Below are 20,576 nucleotides of genomic sequence, written 5' to 3'. Positions count from 1 at the left end.
TTTCCCCCTTTGGTTATATTATAATAATATTGATATTAATAACGAATTTCTTCTCTTATTTTGACCAAATATATCACGATTTTGATAATAACTACCCGATTCTTGAATATCATCACCAATCTATGGAAACGATTACATTAATAATGATACAAAAGGAGAATCTGATATGGAACGTGAACGATTACGGGAAGACCGGATTCACGGCAATGCCATGTATCCCGTCAGTGTGTACCCGGATATTCAACAACTGAACGGGGATAGCATTCTGGATTGCCATTGGCATGATGAGATGGAGTTCACCATGGTGACCAAGGGCTGCGCCGTCTTTCAGATCGATATGAACACTGTTGAGGTTCAAGCTGGAGAAGCGATCTTCATCAATCGAGGCGAGATTCATGCGGGGTATCTGAAGGGCGATGTGCCCTGCGTATTCTCTTCCATTGTATTTAATCCCGAGCTGCTTGGCAGCCGTACCTTCGATACGGTCCAAGAGAAATTCATCGGTCCACTGGTACGCAAAACGGTGATTCCCCCCAGTCATATCAAGGCAGATGAGAACTGGGGACAAGAAATTCTGGATCTCCTGAAACGCATATTTGCAGACCATGCTACCCGAACCGAAACGTGTGAAATGTCAACAAAAGCGTACCTGTACCTCATATTTGCCCGAATGTTCGAACATATGAGACCTGCTCCGCTCAAAGGCACTGTGGCTACAGGGAGTCATGACAAGGTAGAGCGCCTGAAATCCGTGCTCAGTTATATTCACAAACGGTATCCTGAACCATTAAAGCTGAAAGAACTGGCCGATGAGGCCAATATGAGTGAAGGACACTTCTGTCGTTTCTTCAAACAGATGGTGCAGAAAACCCCGGTTGATTACATTAACTATTACCGTGTTCAGCAGGCCTGCGTTCAGCTTGAGAATACGGATCACAAAATTGTTGATATCGCCATGGATGTGGGTTTTGAGCATCTAAGCTACTTCATCACTACATTTAAAAAGCATAAAGCCACTACACCTTCACAGTATCGCAAAATGTTCTATGAGAACGTAGGAATGGAGTCTGCCCTGGTACAGGTGTAAAAGAAGAAGGTGCTCACAGCTATTCAGCTGCAAACACCTTCTTTATCTACTTTATCAACTTTCCTGGGAACGAGTGAGGTAACGATCTGATCTGAGCCACATTGTCTCAGGTTAGAACTCATTTCATGTGCTACTATCAGCCTTATGCTTTGAAGCTAACAGTGTCTTACTTTTTCAGCGTCTTCCATGAAGTGTACTCATGTACGGAGAAACCGTTAAAGGACGCATGTACTGAAGCCATTTTTTCGACCAACTTTAATTGTGCTTCCATATAAACAGATCCCTCTTCATAAAAAGTAATGAAGTCGCCTTCCTTGCTTTGCTTTGTTTCCACGGCGATTGAGATCGTCTTGCCAAGCAGAGCTGCTTCCGCAAGTTCATCCTTCGCTACACTATAGATTGCAGCAGCTGTATCGCGGTAAGCCATAATGGTGATGGAATCAAACTTGCGAATCATCCAACTGCTTACGGCCATCGTGGAACCCGGAATCTTGTAGTTATCAAGCCAGAAAGGCAGATCAGCCGCTACTGGCATCTTCATCCGTGATGCTCGCTCAACAATGTACTCCACATTGCCTTGCCACTGCGTAATCACACTGGCCTGATTGATTTTCCACTGTGGGTGCACATGTGGCTCAATATCCAGATGAATACCAGCAAATTTCTCATTGGACAACGCCTGCGCCTGATATGTCTCGATCCAGTCCAGGAAAGATGCAATCTGCTCCCGACTTTCCGTCAACCCCCACGCTGATCTTCCATCCATGACGTCAACCGCAATGTTCTTGGCTCTGGCCTGACGGATAAAACTTTTATAATCAGGAATTTTTACATCCCGGTTCATCTGCAGATAGATCGTATTGATCTTATTCGCTGTAGCGTAATTTAACACCTCTTGAGGATTGCTTCGAATCTGGGTTGTGTCCCACACCCACGTCGCTCTTACCGGCACATCAAGGTTACCATGAATCGTTTCATAACTATCCACAGAACCAATGGCAACGGCTTTCGAAGAACAGGCTGTGCTCGCACACAAGATCAAACAACTCAGTAATAAGATAAAACGGTAACCCCTTTTGCTTTTCATATTTGTACACTCCCTCTGAAGTTATCAGCTCTGACGTGCAAATCTGGATGAAATTGTGTCGTTTCATATTCATTTAATGGATACTTATTAGGTACGACGAATTCGGATTGCTTTTATATGCAATATCATCTTTAAGACTTACGACGAAAGAATCATATAACTATATTTCGGGAATTCGTAGTTCTGTATGTATAGTTCAAAAGTCACAATTATTTATTATTTTCAAATTCAATCCTTATTCCAGCATGACTTCAGTCATTATTGCCATATGTACACCAAGCTCCAGAAGACCTAGAAAGCGTTTTCTCCAGAAACGCACAAAAAAACCGCCCTAAGGCGGCTTTATATGGAACCCTATTTAATGATGTCTAGTCGACATTTCCGTTCATTCATTACCCGATGGAGCTACCGGTGTATTGTCAACCACTTCATCGAAAAGAGACACCAGTTCAATACCTTCTGCCGAGATCCGCACAAGCCCCTTGTCGGACAAACGTAATTCTGGAATCACAACCAGCGCGAGCAACGAAAGCGTCATGAACGCATTATTCAACGTACATCCTGCGGACTGTAAAGCTTCACTGATTGCTGCCGATTGGGCTGCAACGACTTCGAATGGCTCGGTTGACATCAAACCTGCAATCCGCAGCGGGAATTCGGTTACCCCTGCTGCCGTTACCACGGCCACCCCGCCCTGCATACGAATGACGCGATTACCGGCTTCAGCCATTAGCGCATCATCATTACCGATAATCAACAGGTTGTGACTATCATGAGCAACCGTCATCGCAATCGCTGCAGGTGATGTGAAGCCGATGCCTCCTACAAGCGCTACCGCTCGATTCCCGGTTTGTTTGTGACGCTCCAATACCGCAATTTTGCATACTTCCCCTGAAGTTGAAACCACAACCTTGCCGTTCTCTACGGTAACAGGCAGGTGTTTCTCCTTTGTATCCACATGGTTCTCTGTCACATGAATGATTTTGGCACCAATGATCCCCTCTACAATCGGTGCAGCCAATTCCAGATCTTCTGGCTGAATATTAGCTTCTAACTTCACCGTGTTCAGCGCTTCCTCCGGGTAGGTGAAGCTGTCCCAGACCGCCGTCATTTTCCCATTCTCCGCTACAACTTGCCCGGCAGCAATCGTCATGCCTACACGTACATCCGCCAACCGACCGTCCAGCAGAATAATATCGGCTATATTGCCCGGAATGACCGCACCAATGTCGCGCGCAACACCAAAGCGCTCAGCCGTGTTAATGGTTGCCATCTGGAAAGCCGTAACCGGCTTCACCCCTTGGGAGATTGCGAGACGAACAACAAAATCCATATGCCCTTCTTTGAGCAAGGATTCAGAACTTCGATCATCAGTCACCAGCATCATCCGGCGTGTATCCAGACCAAGCTCAGTGCAGGCTTTGATCGTCTCAGCCACATCATGCCATGCCGAACCTTGGCGCATCTTCGCGTACATTCCGAGTCGCAGACGTTCAACCACATCTTCCTTGGTCACACATTCATGATCCCCTGTAACGCCACTCGCTGCATAGGCTGGCAGACGCCAGTCATCTGCAGCCCAAGTGAAATGACCGTCTGCCACTTTACCTGCCCGGAGGGTCGCCTGTATCTCACCTATCATCGTCTCATCCCCATAGACCACCCCAGGGAAGTTCATCACTTCACCAAGACCAATCATGTCCGGCCCCCAGGAAAGAGCCTCAGCTACCTCTTCAGGTCCGATATAAGCACCTGTTGTCTCCAATCCTGGATGCGTGGAAGGGACACAGGAAGCCACCTGCATATAAGCTGCCATCGGTGTGGTCCGTGCTTCATCCAGCATTAGTCTCAGACCTTTCAGACCAAGCACGTTGGAGATCTCATGTGGGTCAAAGAAACCTCCGGTCGTGCCCGAAGGCAATACCGCTCTCGCAAACTCGGTTACTTTCATCTGTGTACTTTCGATATGGCAGTGTCCATCCAGCAGACCAGGAGCGATATACTTACCGTTTGCTTCAATGATCCGGGTATGTTCTCCGATGGTGTGGCTTACATCTTTACCGACATAAGCGATTCGAGCTCCCTGTACAGCTATGGACATCTCAGGCAAAATCTCACCCGATATCACGTTTACCAGCGTACCTCCCCGAATGACCAAAGTCGCTGGCAAATCTCCCCGTGCTGTAGCGACCAGATCAGGTACACAATCGGCCATAAGTGGCCGTTCAAAAGATGGTTTGTTCATTTTGTTGCCTCCTTTAATAAACGATCCAAAAAAAATATATTGTTACGATTATATGATTCCGGACCTCATGTGTAAAGAAAAATCACATCCATTGTCCTTGAATACAAATTATCAAGTCATTTTTATCCACGGGACCCAATCCTTACGAATTCACGTTAGGTATTTTTATCAATACGATCACTTATATGGCTGTAACCTCATCACGTATAATTCCCTCGCTAAGCTAGCTTCTTCCCGATATATGTATCATATACAGAAAAACTCCCGTTCCATTGAACGGAAGCCTTCTTCATGCATATGAAGTGTTATGTCAGTCCACTTGCGCAGTAGACACCTTGCCAAGATCATACTGTTCTTCCGACTGGGCGGTAATGAACGGACTTGGTGTGCCCACGCAGTAAACGTGCAGCAGATGCATCGCTCGTGTGCAAGCCGTATAGAACAACTTGCGTTCATGCTCCTGAGCATACTGCTCCGCAGAGCCGTCATAGATCAGGACTGCATCGAATTCCACACCTTTGGCCAGATACGCTGGGATGACATGAACACCCTGCTCAAAAGCCAGCGTCGTTTTTTTGATTAACTTCGGTGCTGTGGGCAGCGCCTTACTCAATGTAGCATGTACGTCTCTGCTCTCTTCGGCGGTTTTGCAGATAACTGCAACCGATTCGTACCCTTCCTTAATCAAGTGCTTGAGGTCTGTCGTGATGACATTCATATGACGCTCTGAATCAGAAGAAACGATCACTTTAGGTTTCTCACCGCTGCGGTTAAATGGAATAATCTCTTCCCCACCAGGCACCATGCCACGTGTAAACTCCACGATCTCCCGGGTAGATCGATAACTTCTGGTCAGCTCAATGACTTCCGTGTTGTCTGGTCCGTACAGGTTAGTCAAAGGTCCTGTTCCACTAAGTACTGAAGAGTGGGCATAGATTGCCTGATTAAAGTCACCAAGTGCTGTTATTTTCGCCCGTGGGAACAATCTCTTCATAAATGCCAACTGAAACGCGGAATAATCCTGGGCTTCATCAATAATGACATGACGAATATTCGAGTTAATATGGAATCCAAGCATAAGCTCACGCAAGTACAAGTATGGCGTAATATCTTCATATGCCAACTCCTGAAGCTTCAATCTGCGTAAAGTCATCTTACAGATTTCATCCCATTGAGCAGGTAGCACTTCGTCACCCAGCAATCGCTCCATCTGAGCCTGATCGTTGAATAGATGTGCATATAATTGTCTTATATCAACGAATCGTAAGGACTTAATCCATTTTCGCAACGGTTTGAGTCGGTCACTGACCACCATACGTGCCAGAATCCCTCTTTCCTGCTCGAAGTCATTAAACGTATGGGTCTTTCCTTTTTGCTTGCGCTTCAACCGTTGATACGCACGTTGCAGATCCTCCGGCTCCATCAGATCAAGCTGCTGATCAACCCAAGGCGCATCCAGTTCACCTTTACCAAAGGCAGACAGTTCTTTCAGCATCCAGTCCCGTAACATCTCCAGTCGACTCACCAGCTTAACGGATGACTCGAAGCTGTAGAATTTCTCAGCCATAGCCTCTGACGTGACAATCGCTCGGCCCTGGAAGCGAACCGGCTTGAATTTCATGCCACCTGACAACATACTTTCCTTATAACGTGTAATAACCTTGAGGAACGTTTCGGACGACTTGAAGCGAATGCTGGACATCCGAACATCGTAATCGGGATCTTCCGTCCCCGTAAGTACATATTCGAGTTGAATAAACGGATCTTCCAGTTGATATTCACGACCCAAACGGCGCTCCAGATACTCCTGGAAGGTCGTTTGCAACATGTTTTCCTCCCCAAGCTCAGGCAGTACCGTGGATACATAACTGTTGAACATTGGATTTGGTGAAAAAAGAACCATCTGATCCGCTTGCAGATGCTCGCGGTATTTATAGAGAAGATATGCCACACGCTGGAGCGCCGCGGATGTTTTGCCACTGCCGGCTGCGCCTTGCACAATGAGCATACGTGTCCGGTCATTACGGATAATCCGGTTTTGCTCCTTCTGAATGGTCGCTACAATACTCTTCATCTGTGCATCCGAAGTTCGACTGAGCACGGCCTGCAACAACTCATCACCAATCGTGACCCCTGTGTCAAACATAAACCGGATACGACCATCCCGAATGACAAACTGTCGCTTCATCTCTATATCACCGCTGATCTCCCCACTGGGTGTATGATACGTGATTGGACCCGGTGCTCCGTCATAATACAGGTTGGAGATTGGCGCACGCCAGTCGTAGACCAGAAAAGATTCTTCCTTCTCATCCAGCAACGATGCAATGCCGAGATAAATGCGTTCTGCATTTGCATATCCATCTTCTTTGAAATCAATGCGCCCAAAATACGGTGAATGATGCAGTCGTTTCATTTTATCCAACGCAGCTGCTGTATTGAGATGGCTACGCTCCCGATCGGACAATACCTGTGACTGCTGCCGCATGCTGGTTGAAGTCTCCCCGACATCATCCGCTTCGCTAAAGTTCATCGTGACTTCGTCCCAGAAGTCTTTTCTCATGCCAACTACTTCGTCACGGAAGGAACCAACTTCATCTTCCAGCGTTGTGATCTTGCGTTCAATCTGATCGGTCACGGTGTTGACCCGTTGTTGTTCCTTAATCCATTGCTGATCTGTACTCATATGTTAATAGCCCCTCTTTCCCCGGATTGTGTCCTCAAAATCCCATTTGACAAGCCCGAAAAGGCAATGGTATAATTATTAGAAAGTAAACATTTTAATTATATGTTAATTAGTTCTAATTTTCTGAAAACCATTTTTTATTGTACCAGTGACAACGTCCCGATGCAAGCGGAGGCGTTTTTTGTTGTTTTCTTCTTCATTATTACCCAATCACCGGGTCCTCAACTGACTTAGCTACTCCTGCCTACTTTCGTAATTCTTCAATCGTCTCTTTCCAGCGTGTAATTGCTCCAAGTTCATCTTTTAATTGAAAGGTTATTCCTGAAGTGATCTCCGCATATGGCGCGTGATCCACACGTACCTGGAGCACTTGTGCTTCAAAACGATCTCTCGGATGGACAGCCCCCTTCATCTCAGGCAGCCGTTCTACTTCTGTACGGATATGCAACAATCGATGTCCTTGAACCGCAATCAAGGTAGCCTTGCCTGTTTTGCTCATGTTCATACTGGTCTGTGTACCTGGCCATAAAGCAAGTCTAAGCTGATGCGGATTTATCGCAATCACTTCCCCCATACTGATCATCGCCTGATGCGGCCACTGATCCTCAGATACAGTTAGCAGTTGCATGGCTTCATGCTGTTTATGCTCCAGATTTGTCCCACTCAACCATTCCATTAGTTCAGTGTCTAATTCCTCTATAATCATGTCTCTATCCCTCAGTTCGTTAATGTTCATTCATGCCCTTCAGCCGTATGTATGACAAAACAACCCGGACACGATTGTCCGGGCTATGTTGTAACTACATTGTATATGATCGCCAAGCAGGTACGCAATTCGCACTTAGAAAGGTTGTTCAAAAAGTCTACTTTTGATTACGAATCATGCCTAACGGCATCATCAGCATCGAATATGAAATTTAGCCGAAATGTCCGTTGCTCACGTAGTTTTCCTACGCTCCGCTACTCCATTTCTATCTTCATTCCATCTTCTTGGTACTGAAAACCAGACTTTTTGAACTTGAATTTAAGGCCACTTAAGCCAATTCAAAATTTTGTCCTGTGATTCTTTGTCTTCACTGGCGCTATGCACATGTTCGGCAAGTCGATTTAGACGTTCCAACTGATATCCATAATCATAAATGGCAGCAGCCACGATGGACAATCGTAACATCCCTTCCTTGTCGATATCAAACCGGGTGATCGCCTGCTCCATGAAACGGTCATTATCCAATACAAACTGTGCGGCCTCTTCCCCATTAGGCTTCAGCTTATCCTCGAACTTGAGCAGTGCATGCTCATGGAATTTGATAACCAGTTCAAGATGTGAGTCAAAAAACTGATCCATGGCCGTTGTCCGCGGTGCCTGGAAATAGTGGCGTTCCACCGAATCCAGCACCTCATACCCTTTTTGCAAACTCAGCAGCATTTGTTTGTAGACCACCATCTGACGAGTTTCGCTGAATTTCGAACGTTTCATCTTTTTCTGTTCCTCTTCGAACAAGTTATACTTGTCGGACAAAGACTTAATGGAACCGCCCAGGTTGCTTTTCTCCTCCCGGAATACAACTTCCTTGATCTCATCTGAGATCGAAGTTCGCAGAAGCAACGACATACCGCTGAATACACTATGGATCTGCTTCACGAACTGAACCTTCGGTTTCGGAGGAAATACCGTAATGTTGATGAGAAACGCCGATACAATACCAACCAATGTCAACAGAAAACGATTGAGTGCAAAATGCCAATCACCCGAGGCTTCCATAATGGATACAACCGTGACCAGTGTCAGGCCAACCGTCTCACCCATATTCAATTTAAGACAGATCATGATGACAAGTACAATAATTAATCCAACGGCGATTGGCTCATTGGACAACACCATGCCCCCCACCAGGGCGACAATAGCTCCCAGCGTGGTCGTTTGCAATTGATCCAGGAAGTATTTCCAGGAACGATAGATGGAAGGCTGCATGGCGAATATAGCCGCGATTGCGGCAGGCACGGGAGATTGCGGGTTCAAGAACAGGCTGCTTAGGTACAAGGCAAGCGTGACCGCGATCCCCGTCTTAAGTACACGCGCACCAAACGACATGGTGATGACCCCTCCTCTTTACCGAACCTGAAATTTTACATTTGATAATCATGTTCATTATTACCCCATATTTCTTTTTTTGCCTGAATTCATTCAGGAGAACGATTTATTGTACCATGTAAGGTCTTCCGTTGCCATGTCATAAGTCAGAGGTACTGTGAAATTGATTTCTTTATGTATGTTAATACACATTATTAACCCAAAAAGAAGCAAATCTTCAAAATGGATTTTCACCACTTTAAAGATTCGCCTCTATTACTTATGAAACCTCTGTGGAATGCTCATGCTTATTATGCCTGCCTAACGGTCCGTGCCCTCCCATTCTCTTTTGAACTGGTCCACAAACTGCACCATATAATCATGACGCTGCTCCGCCAGCTCCTTGCCATAGGAGGTATTCATCAGATCCTTGAGCTTGAACAACTTCTCGTAAAAGTGATTTATCGTTGTGCTGCGCCCATTGCGATATTCCTCACGGGTCATCTGCTCCCGTGGGGGAAGGGACGGATCGTACATCTCGCGCCCTCTGGCGCCTGAAAAGGCAAAGGTTCGCGCGATCCCAATCGCACCCAATGCATCCAGTCGATCCGCATCCTGTACAACCTGTGCTTCAAGCGAGCTAACCGCAGGACGCTGTCCTCCCGCATATGAGATGGTGCTAATAATACCCACAACCTTATTACGTATATCCGGGTCAAGAGGCTGGGTATCCAGCCAGTCATTCAGTTTGGCCATCCCGGCTTCCAAGCTCTCATTCAGCTTCTCATCCGGTACATCATGTAATAATGCAGCCAGTTCGCAGACAAATGGATCTGCACCCATACGGTGAGCGAGTTCAACCGCAAGTGCGGTTACCCGTTCAATGTGCGGCCAGTCATGACCATCACTATGCTTGGATGAGTCCCCTTGAACAAAGGATCGGGCGGCGCGCAGAACAGCCTCTCCTGCCGTTATTCCATCTATATTATGCATGTGCCCTAATTCTTGCAGATTCCCACCAGGTTGAAGAGGGTTCTCTGACATCTTACGATTCCCCGCCTTCACGGGCCTGTTCACGAGGAATACGTCGAGCTACACCCGTCTTAATAGCTGCTTCAATTACGCGACTGCGCATCGATTTGACTACTTTATCATTGAACACACTCGGAATAATGTAATAACGTGTACGCTCTTCGTCCGTAATGGCCGAAGCAATCGCTTGCGCGGCTGCCAGCTTCATTTCTTCATTAATTTCAGTAGCACGGCAATCCAAAACTGCTCTGAAGATACCCGGGAAACATAACACGTTGTTGATCTGATTCGGATAATCGGATCGGCCTGTTGCCATTACAGCCACAATGTCTTCCACCAAGGCAGGCATAATCTCAGGTACCGGGTTTGCCATTGCAAACACGATTGGATCTTCTGCCATGGTCTGCACATCTTCGCGAGTTAACAGATTCCCGCGGGACAGGCCAATGAACACATCGGCTCCACGAATGACATCACGCAGCGAGCCAGTCTCCAGTTCGGGATTAGTACGAGCTGCATAATCACTCCAGACTTCATTCTCATAGGTTTGTGTCCGTACAATTGCACCCTCACGATCGACACCTATAAGCCGACTGGCTCCCGCGGACAATAATATATTGCTGCATGCTACACCTGCTGCACCGATGCCACAGACCACAATCTTCACATCTTCAATGGACTTGCCCACCAGTTTGAGCGCATTGATCAGACCAGCATATAACACAACCGCTGTGCCATGCTGGTCATCATGAAATACAGGAATGTCCAATTCCTCATTCAGACGACGCTCAATTTCGAAACAACGCGGTGACGAGATATCCTCCAGATTAATGCCGCCAAAACCAGGTGATATCGCTTTCACAGTACGTATGATTTCCTCAGTATCCTGTGTGTCCAGGCAGATTGGGAAAGCATCCACACCAGCAAACTGTTTGAATAACATCGCTTTACCTTCCATGACAGGCATCGCTGCACGGGGACCAATGTTGCCCAGTCCAAGTACCGCACTGCCATCAGATACGACGGCCACTGTATTCCGTTTAATTGTCAATGAGAAGGCTTTGCCAGGTTCTTCTGAAATGGCTGAACATACACGAGCCACATCCGGAGTGTACACACGTGACAGATCTTCCCGGTTTTGAATCGGGGTCTTTGGTGTTACTTCGATCTTACCGCCCAGATGAAGCAGGAACGTCCGATCCGATACGTTAATAATGGATACACCTTTGAGCTGGCGCACCCCTTCTATAATTTTACTGTTATCTTGTGCATCTGTAACTGCGACCGTCAAGTCGCGCACGCTTACATCCTGATTGGTGGAAATCACGTCGATGGCAATGATGTCTCCCCCAGCTTCCGAGATGGCCGAAGCCACTTCGCCAAACTTGATATCCTTAGTTGTCATTTCCAGTCGAATAATAATGCTGTTACCATCCAGATTCCTTTGATTCATTTCCATTCCTCCCAGACTGAAAGTCTTGAGTTACATGTTACGTGTTTGTCTTCGCTGCGCGGACACGTTTATCCTTTATCTTGTCCAGAAAAAGTCGTTCAACAGCCAAATGCATAAAATAAAAAAGGTGCCCTGAACACCAATGCAGGCGTTCAGGGCACTCTTTTTCTAATTACTAACTTCATTTATTTAGTAACATATAGAATCTACATTATTTCCGGGCAGCCGGTCTGCGCAGAACACAAATGTCATATGGCTTCAAGCTGAGACTTGCTTCCACAGCATCACCACTGAGCAGATCGGTATAGGACTGTCCATCTAGTTTAACCAGCTTCTCATCTGGCGTGTAGTTCTGTACAAACACATAATCTGCTGTACCATCTGTACGCGTATGTGCCGTTGTTCCGGCAGGCAGCTCAGTTTCAAGTCCACGCTCAATGTTCAGGTCAGCGATTAGCTTCGCATAGAAATCATCATAGAATGGTGCTTTCAGACGTGTCGCTACGTAATATGCTTTTCCTGAACCCAACTGGTTAACCGTCAATGCCGGACGTCCGGCATAGAAGTCAGAACGGTACGTAGCCAGGGACTTCGCGCCTTCGAGATGAATCAGATCACACAGTTCAATTGCATCATACGCTGTATTGAGCTGAAGCTCATTGCCCTTCTCAGGGATAATTCCGTTCAGATCACGATCATGCAGTCCGTCAATTTCCTCGGACCAGATGCCAAGTGTCTTACGCAGCGGGCCTGGGAATCCACCCAGGAAACACAGATCGTTTTCGTTAACAATACCAGACCAGTAAGTTGCTACAAACGTACCACCTTGTTCTACAAACTTCTCAATACGTTCCCCGACACCTTCACGTACCAGATAGAGCATTGGAGCAATCAGCAACTTATACTTGGACAGATCTGCATCCATATCAATAACGTCTACAGCGACTCCCTTTTTCCAAAACGCTTCATAATGCTCTTCCACCGTCTGCTCATACTTCACACCGATATTACGCGGACCCTGGGAATCATTAACGGCCCAGCGGTTTTCCCAATCAAATATGATTGCAACTTCTGCCGGAACCGCTGTTCCTACAATAGCTTCCATGCCTTCAAGAGCCGTTCCTACGTCGGTGACATCTTGGAACACTCGAGTGTGTTCCGTTCCTACGTGGTCTACCACCGCACCATGAAGTTTCTCACTGGACCCCCGGCTTTTTCTCCACTGGAAGTACTGAACACTATCGGAGCCGTGTGCCACAGCTTGGAGAGAAGAGAGCAGATGCATGCCAGGTTTTTTCAGTTTGCTGACATCTTGCCAATTCGTCGAACTTGGAGTACTCTCCATCAGCAAGAACGGCTGACCGCCTTTGATGGAACGAACGATATCATGCATCATGGCGATACGGGATGCCTGTTTCGCGTCGTCATCTGCATCGTGCCAAGTCGGATAACTGTCCCAAGAGAGGAAATCCAGAATATCAGCGAACTTCCAATAGTTCAGGCCACCATAAAATTCCATCAGGTTTGTTGTGACTGGCAGATCAGGATTCTGAGCTTTCAACGGTTTCGTTTCATGCACGATAAAATCAGCTGTCTGATCCGTAACGAAACGGCGCCAGTCCAGATTCATCGCGTGTACCTGTGTCTCACCGTGTGGAGCCGGAGATTCCACTTGACTCCAGTCTGTAACCGTATGGCTCCAGAATGTCGTCCACCAGGAATGATTCAGTTCATCAAGTGTTTGATACTTCTTCTGAACCCAACCACGGAATGCTTCCTGACAATAATCACAATGACAGTCGCCGCCGAACTCGTTTGAGATATGCCAGCCGATTACAGCCGGATGATCCGAATAACGTTCTGCCAGTTTTGTGTTGATCGCAGTAACCTTCTCACGGTATACCGGGGAAGTATAACAATGGTTGTGACGGAAACCATGCAGATTGCGGACACGCTTCTCGGATACGCGGAGCACTTCCGGGTACTTCGCGGACATCCAGGCAGGTCTGGCACCACTTGGTGTAGCGAGGAATGCGTAGATGCCGTTTGCTGCAAAACGATCCAAAACCTGATCCAGCCATTCAAACGTGTATACACCCTCTTCCGGCTCAAGGGATACCCATGAGAAGATACCAATGGACATCACGTTACACTTGGCAAGCTTCATCAAGCGAATATCTTCTTCCAGAACTTCAGGATAGCGGAGCCATTGCTCCGGGTTATAGTCTGCGCCATGCAACATGTGCGGGGCTTTGGAACTTACAGGTGGAAATTTGTATGTCATAAGGACAACTCCCTTGCATTAATTAATTACTTTTTTTAGTTTATATACGTTAACACGACTTCACAGAAGATACGTATTACGCTAGATTACACGTATGTCACGACATCTGATTCTTCAACAGCAGCAAGTGCTGTAAACGATTCCAACTTGCGACCTTTAAAATCAAACATGGTGAGGTTGCCCCAGTTATTCGGATGACCGACGGACCATTCTTCTTTACTTGGTATCCAGGCAGGTTCCCAATAATAGAATCCGTGCCCCAAACCACCAGGAACTTCGCGAATAATTTGCAATAGATCCTTCAGATATTTGGTCTGTCCCTCTACACTTGCAGGGTATCCCGGTAACAACATATCTTCCTGATTCAAAATCCATTCAATGCCTTCCGGCTGCTCCAGCGTCCATGGATAAGCGGTTTCAACTACATTGATAGGTTTGCCATAACGCTCAGCCAGATCATGCAAATTGTCACGTAACGCATCAAGTGTGCCATGCCACCAAGGGTAATACGAGAGACCAATGATATCAAACTCCACACCCAGTGCTTCAAAGCGATCGTAAAACTTGCGGCTCTCGGTGTTATCTCCACCACGATCAATATGTATCATAATCTGAATATCCGCGTCAACGGATTTGACCGCAGCAATTCCGTACTTCACAAGGCCTGCAAAACGCTCCCACTGTTCATCCGTATCATGCTCTTCTCCACCGACACGTCCCTCATTCCATAACATGCCTGGTGTAATCTCGTTGCCCACCTGCACCATGTCCGGAAGCGCATCGTGTTCCTTCAACGTTCTCAGAACGTCAGCTGTATACATGCATACCGCACGTTGAAGCTCTTCATAGGACAGGTGCTCCCATGCTTTCGGCTTCCATTGATTGGCTGGATCAGCCCAGCGATCAGAATAATGGAAATCAAGCAAAAATTTCAAGCCCTGTTCCTTGATCCGTTTGGCTACCTCCACCGTCCGCTCCAGATTGCAGAATCCACCAACAGGATCATTCCAGATTCGAAGTCGTATCGCGTTAGCGTCATTAATCTTCAGGATGGACAGCAAGTCTTGTTCCTTGCCATCCACATCACTATAACTCCCGCCATGCTGTTCGATTTCATCCATAAAGGACACATCCATTCCCAGAATGAATGTCTTTTCCGTCAAGTTGCTCACTGTATCAACCTCCATTAATTTGGGGTACAGGCTCAGCCTTTAACTGAGCCCAACGTCATACCTTTGACAAAGAAACGTTGCAGGAAAGGATACACAATCAAGATTGGTGCACTTCCGATGAAGATCTGAGCTGCCCTTACCGTAGTTTGAGAGAGGGCTTCCATTTCTTTTGGATTCATGCTCATGCTACTCATATCACGTCCAATAATGACCGTTTGCATAAATGTAGCAAGTGGGTAATCCTTGGCGTTATTCATGTAGAGCAATCCATCAAACCAGGAATTCCAGTGGAACACCATACTGAACAATGCAATTGTTGCAATGGACGGCATCGAAATGGGAAGGAAGATCCTGAACAATGTTCTGAAATGGTTAGCTCCATCCATGAGCGCCGCTTCCTCCAGCTCTTTTGGAATACCGCGGAAGAAGTTCAGCATCAGAATGACAAGGAATGTGTTAACTGCTCCTGGGAGTACCAGTACCCAGAAGGAATCCATCAACCCGATCTTCTGGATAACCATGTAGAACGGCACCAGTCCCCCGTTGAAAATCATACTGAATACAAAAATCCAGGAGTAGATCGTTCTGCCTTTGAATTCACTATTCTCTTTGGACAACGGATACGCCGCCAGGAACGTAATCAGCAAGGTAATAGCTGTACCGATCACTGTACGTAGAAGTGAAATCCAGAGCGAGTTCAAGAAAATTGGATTGTTCATCGTTTTTTTGTAAGCCTCAAGTGAAAAACCTACGGGCCAGAGATTGACCAGATTGGCATCTGCAGCAGCCTTTGTACTAAAGGATACTGCCAGTACATGAATCATTGGTACGATACACATAATGGCGACCAAAATCAGAAAGCAGGTATTGACTATATTAAACACGCGATAAGGCAATGATTTATGATACATCGTGGTCCCTTCTTTCTCTGTTCATTCGTTTAGAATATGCGATATCCAGCGTATTTTTTGGCTAAGCTGTACGATACAAGGATCAAGATCATACTAATAACCGATTTGAATAATCCGATCGCGGTTGCAAAGCCCATCTCACCATTCTGCATTGCGGAACGATATACGAATGTATCAATGATGTCACCCGTTTGATATACGAGCGGGTTATACAAGTTGAATATCTGGTCAAATCCGGCATTCAGCACGTTACCAAGCGCCAGTGTTCCTACAACCATCAACATCGGCACAAGCGAAGGGATTGTAATGTGCAGTGTCTGTTTCCAGCGTCCTGCTCCGTCGATCTCCGCTGCTTCGTACAACGCTGGATTAATTCCGGCAAGGGCAGCCAGAAAGACAATCATGTTATAGCCAAATTCTTTCCACACATCTGTCAGAATGACCGTAGATCGGAACCAACTGTTGTCTCCTAGGAAGAAATATGGCCCGAGTCCAAAGGTTCCCAGCACCCGGTTAACCAAGCCGCCTGTTGACAACAGATCTATCAAAATCCCGCCCAGAATGACCCAGGACAAGAAGTGAGGTAAATATACGAGTGTTTGAATCGTTCGCTGTACAGCCATCTTGCGAACCTCATTCAAAAGAATGGCAAAAACAAATGGAACAAATAAATTAAAAATTAGTTTAAGTACAGCAATAATTAATGTGTTCCAGATGACCTGTAAGCTGTCTTCACGTTCAAACAAATATCTAAAGTTGTCCAGCCCAACCCATTCAGAACCGCTAATCCCAAGCCATGGCTTGTAGTTCTGGAACGCCATAATGATTCCGCCCATAGGCACATAACTGAAGATAATCAGAAAGATAATGGCTGGCAACAGCATAACGTGGAATGGCCAAGTGCGTTTCAAAGTTCTCATGATTGCTCCCCCTGTATTTCTTCCTACTCAAGTACTCCCTGAGTGGCTTATAATGCGATTATATCAACCTTTTACGGGGTCCAAACAGCACATAAAAGCAATATAAATGGCACAAATTCAACCACTTTGCCTCAGCTTTAATAAACAAAAAAAGCGCCCAGACGTTAGTCGTCTGGGCGCTCCTTGTAATTATTTTTTCACACTGTCATACCATTCGTTAACCTCTTGCGTAATTTGGTCACCGCCACCGGATTTCCACGTTTGTACAAAGGTATCAAACGCATCAACCGGATTTTTGCCATAGATAATTTCGTTAAATGCTTGATTCTCGATTTTGTTCAAATAGTCAAGCTTGGATTTCATCGTCTTTGTTGTCGGACCTGTGAACATGTTTTTGAAGGAAATTTCTTCTTGGCTCAGCAACACTTTCGCTGCTGCTGGAGTCTCTTTACCGTAGTTGACAGCAACATCTTTTTCAAGCTTGGTTTCCGGCTCTTTGCCATTGGCCAAATTCATCAGAGCTTTCATCTGTGCATCTGGAATACGAGCACCGTCACGAACAAGCAAATAACGTACAACGTTCACGTATCCGCCTTCGATCTCGTCAATCGGCATTTGTTTCCCATCTGCATCCAATTGATAGTCATAGCCTGCAAACAGACCGTTATCATAAGGGCTACCTGGTGCCGGGTCTGCATAATTGTCAAACAGGTAGTTCTGGTACGTAAAGAATGCTTCTGGGTGCGCCATATCTTTTTTGATCAACGTAACACCATTAACGAACTGTGTCCCGTGACGCATCGCTTTGCCTTCAGGACCAGTAGGAATTTCAATCGGTTTCCACACGGCACTCGGTACATTTTTCACTGTATCGAGAAGTGGCCATCCACTCATCCAGTAAGGTCCTGGAATAATACCGGCAGTTCCTGCAACTGCTGGCTCTGCTGTTTTGTTCTCATCCCATAGAGCTGCTTCCTGCGGGATATATCCTTTTTTGAGCCATTCGCTCAATTTGGTCAGACCTTGCTTCATACCCGGATTGATGGAGCCATACTCCAGCTTGCCGTCTTCCCCCAGATTCCATTGGAACGGCAATGTTCCATATGCTCCGAAGATCCAAGATGGGTCTCCCATCCATGTATTCATGGAAGTTTTGAAACCAATGCTGAGCGGAGTGACTTTATCAGGAGCCAAGCCGTCAGGGTTATTGTTTTTGAATGCTTCCATAACAGCTTCTAGTTCGTCGATGGTTTTTGGTGCCTTCATGTTCAGCTTATCCAGCCAATCCTGACGAATCCAGAGCAAGTAATCATTGTTGTAGGCATAGTCAAGAACAGGGATACCCATTCTTTTTCCATCACGACTATACTGGTTCCATACGTTTGGATCTTGTTCAATTGCTTTTTTCCATGTGTCCGAAGCATATTTATCGAACAGTGGACCTACTTCTTGATACATTCCAGAATCAATCAGATCCTGAGCAAGCAGATTATCACCTACGTTTACAATATCAGGCATTTCCTGTCCTGATGACATCGCAAGACGAAGCTTGGTTGCAAATGCTCCATTTGTGTCTGTTACTGACCACAACGATTTGATTTCAATCCCGAATTGATCTTTGGCCCACTTGGTTGCCACGTTATTTTCCATGGATTCGCCATTTTTAAATTTCAGCTCTGGATCGATTCCCCATGCTGTAGTAATAGTAACTGCCGGATCATATTTCTCTTTGTATTCGTTTTGGGTTCCAGATGTACTTGGTGTTGCACTATCTCCGCCCCCACTGCCTCCTGAACATCCTGCAAGAACGACAGTTAGACTCAGCGTTGTAGCGAGAAGCGTCAAGAATCTCTTTTTTGTTGATTGCGCTCTCATGTTGTTCCCCCTTAAATCGTTTTGGTTACCCTTTCATTATAGGCTGACCAGGCCTTTGAGCCTATGATACGAAATCAAGATTTCTGCACCTTTGCCAACCTATATTCTGGAATGTTGTTGAAATTATGCCTGATCCCGAAATTCATTTGGTGTCATACCATAATGTTTTTTGAACATTTTGCTGAAATATTGCGGATTTTGATAGCCAAGTTCACTCGTAATCTCGTATATTTTTTTGTTGCTATTCTTAAGCAGATACAGAGCACGCTCCATGCGCATACGAATCATGTAGTCCCCAAGACCTTCCCCTGTCTCTGCCTTGTAAATTTTCGATAGATATACGGGGTGTAAATATACCTTGTCCGCAATCATCTTCACTGACAGATCCTGTCCTGTATCTCTTGTTACCAGCTCCTGAACCTGCTTGATTACATGCCTGCGGCTCTGCACACCTTCCTGATCGGACAACTCTTCCTGAAGCTTCGCCAGCATCTCGGTGGCCCAACGCCGCAGCTTCTCGGGGGATTGAATCAACTGATGAGCAAGGAGCAGATCGAATCCCGCATGATCAATCTCATGGACCAGATGCCCCTGTTTATGGGCGATATACATAAATGCATTAGTTACCGAAAGATACATCTCATACACATGTTCTCTGGACAATCGTACCTGTTCTGCCGCGTCAAAGACCGTGTTCAGCTTACGCGCTGCCGCTTCCCATTGCTTGGTCTCAAGCAATTGCGGAAGTACAGGTGGTTTGTACAGCTCTTCGAGCGCCTGCGTTGCATCATTCTCCGGTCTTTTGCTGAGTGCCTGATCCATGTCCATATATATAATCTTGTGTTCTTCCGGTCCTGAAAGGACAAGCGAACCCAGACTTTTTCGATAAGCTGCTGTCAACTCGTTAAAGGGAAATGACGGTGTAACTACCATGGACAGATCTCCCTGTAAATATCGAATGACATGCTCACGGAAAGTTTCAGCTGAGATTCTCAACGTCTCCAAGTCCATCTGCGGAGCTTCGATCTGATCTTGATTCTGCAAGAACATAACCAGACACTCATGGGGTCCACGACCAAACCACACGTTAAATTGCTCTCCAAGTACTTCCTCTGCAATATTACCTACCGCAAAATCCATCAGATCCAGAGACTGCTGGTCCATTGATGAGAAACGTCCTGTAAGGCGAATCAGCATCATCACAGCCGATTGTTCTGGATCGATATGAATCTCATATTGTTGCAGTTGTTCCCGAAGTGCCCGCGCCGTGATCTCACGCCCCAGCAGCAGATCATGCATGAGATTTTCCCGCAAAATTTTATAGTCAGACTTCCGACTGTATAACAGCCGGTGATATTTATCGAATTCATCCCACTCATCGCGAAGAGACGTGATAGCTGCCGACACCGATCCCATAAACTCATCATCGTTTACGGGTTTCAGGATATAATCTGCTGCCTGCAATTGAATGGCTTTTTTAGCATAATCAAAATCACTGTGACCCGTTAGTAAAATACAGCGGATATGAGACCAGCGCTTGCTTACCTCTGCAATGAGATCCAGTCCTGACATGCCAGGCATGCGAATATCGGTAACTACGATATCTACTGCATTTTCCTCCATAATCTCCAACGCTTCTTTACCAGATGCGGCACGCAGCACGGTCGTTACTCCAAGCTCTCCCCAGGGGATCGTAAGTTCCAGACTTTCTGTTACATATGTCTCATCATCTACCAGTAATATATCAATCAAG

At 46.2% G+C, this 20,576-nt stretch carries 14 protein-coding genes; 1 reads left to right on the top strand and 13 read right to left on the bottom strand.

Going from position 1 to position 20,576, the window contains the following annotated elements:
* The first annotated feature begins 166 nt into the window (after positions 1-166).
* Positions 167-1,087 (top strand): AraC family transcriptional regulator, encoded by a 921-nt coding sequence (locus tag V6668_RS10850; RefSeq protein ID WP_338708391.1) that lies wholly within the window; start codon positions 167-169, stop codon positions 1,085-1,087.
* 166 nt (positions 1,088-1,253) lie between these two features.
* Here the strand turns inward: V6668_RS10850 and V6668_RS10845 are convergent, their stop codons facing one another.
* From V6668_RS10845 to V6668_RS10785, 13 genes are all read right to left on the bottom strand, one after another.
* Positions 1,254-2,174, bottom strand: coding sequence for a hypothetical protein (locus V6668_RS10845; RefSeq protein ID WP_338708389.1), 921 nt, complete (start codon positions 2,172-2,174; stop codon positions 1,254-1,256).
* A 385-nt stretch (positions 2,175-2,559) separates the two neighbouring features.
* A complete protein-coding gene (locus tag V6668_RS10840; protein ID WP_338708388.1) occupies positions 2,560-4,419 on the bottom strand; it encodes an adenine deaminase in 1,860 nt (619 codons plus the stop codon).
* A 310-nt stretch (positions 4,420-4,729) separates the two neighbouring features.
* Positions 4,730-7,105 (bottom strand): RNA polymerase recycling motor HelD, encoded by a 2,376-nt coding sequence (helD, locus tag V6668_RS10835; RefSeq protein WP_338708387.1) that lies wholly within the window; start codon positions 7,103-7,105, stop codon positions 4,730-4,732.
* Between the two features lie 244 nt (positions 7,106-7,349).
* Positions 7,350-7,841, bottom strand: a complete 492-nt coding sequence (locus V6668_RS10830; RefSeq protein WP_338708386.1) for a pyridoxamine 5'-phosphate oxidase family protein — start codon at positions 7,839-7,841, stop codon at positions 7,350-7,352.
* A 288-nt stretch (positions 7,842-8,129) separates the two neighbouring features.
* A complete protein-coding gene (locus V6668_RS10825; protein WP_338708385.1) occupies positions 8,130-9,197 on the bottom strand; it encodes an FUSC family protein in 1,068 nt (355 codons plus the stop codon).
* A gap of 300 nt (positions 9,198-9,497) precedes the next feature.
* Positions 9,498-10,220 (bottom strand): HD domain-containing protein, encoded by a 723-nt coding sequence (locus V6668_RS10820; protein ID WP_083656915.1) that lies wholly within the window; start codon positions 10,218-10,220, stop codon positions 9,498-9,500.
* A 1-nt stretch (position 10,221) separates the two neighbouring features.
* Positions 10,222-11,661, bottom strand: a complete 1,440-nt coding sequence (locus V6668_RS10815) for an NAD-dependent malic enzyme (RefSeq protein WP_074094504.1) — start codon at positions 11,659-11,661, stop codon at positions 10,222-10,224.
* Between the two features lie 211 nt (positions 11,662-11,872).
* The gene (locus V6668_RS10810; RefSeq protein WP_301291351.1) at positions 11,873-13,945 is read right to left on the bottom strand and encodes a beta-galactosidase; all 2,073 of its coding nucleotides are present in this window, start codon (positions 13,943-13,945) and stop codon (positions 11,873-11,875) included.
* Between the two features lie 86 nt (positions 13,946-14,031).
* Positions 14,032-15,117 (bottom strand): glycoside hydrolase family 53 protein, encoded by a 1,086-nt coding sequence (locus V6668_RS10805; protein WP_253507361.1) that lies wholly within the window; start codon positions 15,115-15,117, stop codon positions 14,032-14,034.
* 32 nt (positions 15,118-15,149) lie between these two features.
* On the bottom strand, positions 15,150-16,028 hold the full coding sequence (locus V6668_RS10800; protein WP_036670224.1) for a carbohydrate ABC transporter permease: 879 nt from the start codon (positions 16,026-16,028) through the stop codon (positions 15,150-15,152).
* 29 nt (positions 16,029-16,057) lie between these two features.
* Entirely contained in the window at positions 16,058-16,948 is an 891-nt protein-coding gene (locus V6668_RS10795; protein WP_017689297.1) for an ABC transporter permease, read from the bottom strand.
* Positions 16,949-17,137: 189 nt separating this feature from the next.
* Positions 17,138-18,823, bottom strand: a complete 1,686-nt coding sequence (locus V6668_RS10790) for a sugar ABC transporter (RefSeq protein WP_338708382.1) — start codon at positions 18,821-18,823, stop codon at positions 17,138-17,140.
* A 123-nt stretch (positions 18,824-18,946) separates the two neighbouring features.
* Positions 18,947-20,575: a response regulator gene (locus V6668_RS10785; protein ID WP_076208977.1), complete on the bottom strand. Its 1,629-nt coding sequence runs from the start codon at positions 20,573-20,575 to the stop codon at positions 18,947-18,949.
* Between the last annotated feature and the right edge of the window lies 1 nt (position 20,576).

Source organism: Paenibacillus amylolyticus (genome assembly GCF_036894225.1).
Classification (GTDB): Bacteria; Bacillota; Bacilli; order Paenibacillales; family Paenibacillaceae; genus Paenibacillus; species Paenibacillus amylolyticus.
The sequence above is the reverse complement of the archived record's forward strand: the minus strand, read 5'-3'. Positions and strand labels throughout refer to the sequence as shown.